Here is a 1,635-nt window from a genome sequence, read left to right as displayed (position 1 = left end):
TTAAGGTTACGTTTATAAATCTGTAAGGTTTGAGTTATATAATAAGTTTGTAATCAAATAGAGGAGGTAATTAATATGAACAAACTTGAAATAGTAAATTTAACAAAGTCATATAAACACAAAAATGCAAATGAAAATATAAATCTTACATTAGATAGTGGAGTATACGGATTACTTGGGCCAAATGGAGCAGGTAAAACTACATTAATGAAGCAAATAGCAACACTTAAACAGCCAACAAGTGGTAAAATTTTATACAATGGAAAAGATATAAAAACGTTAGATGATGAATATAGAGGTTTAATAGGATATTTACCACAAGATTTTGATGCCTATAAAAATTTTAGTGCAAAAGATTTTTTAATGTATGTAGCAGCGCTTAAAGGTGTAAAAAATCCTAAGAAAAAGGTAGAGGAACTTTTAAAATTAGTAGGACTATATGAAGTAAAAAATAAATATGTTTCTAAATTTTCAGGAGGTATGAAAAGAAGAGTTGGAATAGCTCAAGCTCTTTTAAATGATCCTAAAATACTTATCCTAGATGAACCGACAGCAGGACTTGATCCTCAAGAAAGAACTAGATTTAGAAATCTATTATCTCAAATAGGTAAGGAAACTATAGTTATACTTTCAACTCACATAATATCAGATATAGAGTCTATAGCTAAAGAAACTATTATGATAAAAGATGGAAAATTACTTTTACAAGGAACGCATAGAGAAATATTAGATGGTATGAGAGGAAAAGTATTTAGTATCACTACTAAGAGTGAAGCTGAAGCCTTAGAGATACAAAGAGAATATAAGGTTATAAATATACAACGTGGTGCAGACTTTATAGAACTTAGATTAATAAGTGATATTATGCCAAAACATGAAAATACAAGAATGATAGAGCCAAGATTTGAAGATGTGTATATGTGCTACTTTGATTTAGAAGATGCTAGGGAGGTGTAATCATGGGTTCAATTATAAAATTAGAATTAAAAAAGATATTAAGTAAAAAAAGTGTTCTTATAATGTGGGCATTAACATTATTTTTAGCTCAATCTACTATAAGAGAGTTTTCATTAACTGAAACTTATGCAGATATATTTAATAAATATTATGGATTAGCACCTTTAATAGGAATAATCATGTTTATGATATTTGCAGGGAGCTATGTAACAGAATATAGTTCAAATATGGATGACCTTATAAAAACAACTAAGAACGGAAGAAAACAAATAGTATTAGCTAAAAGTATTGCAAATGGAATAGCTGTGAGTTTAATAAATATATCTATATTTTTACTAATGTCGTTAAAAGCTTTTAGATTATTTAAATTTAAAGGCTTAGATACTCCACTTAAAAATTTATGGTACTTTGGAAAGAGTGGATCAAATATAACTGTTATACAAATGGTTATTATAATGATTATAACTATAATAGCTGGATCATTTTTATTTGCACAGTTAGGATTATTTTTATCATCTATAAGTAAAAAAGCTGTAATGCCTTTCTTTGTAGGTGGGATTATAATGGGATTACCGTATTTTTCTGATTTTTATGGAATAAGTCAATTATTTCCTAAAGATGTAGTAGGATTTACTCCTTTATGGGGAATGTATAGTTGTCAGCTTATAAGATATAAAG

The 1,635-nt window shown here is 27.6% G+C and carries 2 protein-coding genes; both read left to right on the top strand.

The window, feature by feature from the left end; all coding sequences use genetic code 11:
* Nucleotides 1–75: 75 nt before the first annotated feature.
* Nucleotides 76–957, top strand: coding sequence for an ABC transporter ATP-binding protein (locus VLM92_RS09475; RefSeq protein ID WP_325276099.1), 882 nt, complete (start codon nucleotides 76–78; stop codon nucleotides 955–957).
* Between the two features lie 2 nt (nucleotides 958–959).
* Nucleotides 960–1,635 (top strand): hypothetical protein (locus tag VLM92_RS09470; RefSeq protein ID WP_325276098.1); only part of this gene is annotated, 676 nt, incomplete at its 3' end.

This window comes from Romboutsia sp. (assembly GCF_035470145.1).
In the GTDB taxonomy this organism is placed as follows: Bacteria; Bacillota; Clostridia; order Peptostreptococcales; family Peptostreptococcaceae; genus Romboutsia_D.
Note: the sequence above shows the minus strand (reverse complement) of the source record. Positions and strands in the feature narration are given on the sequence as shown.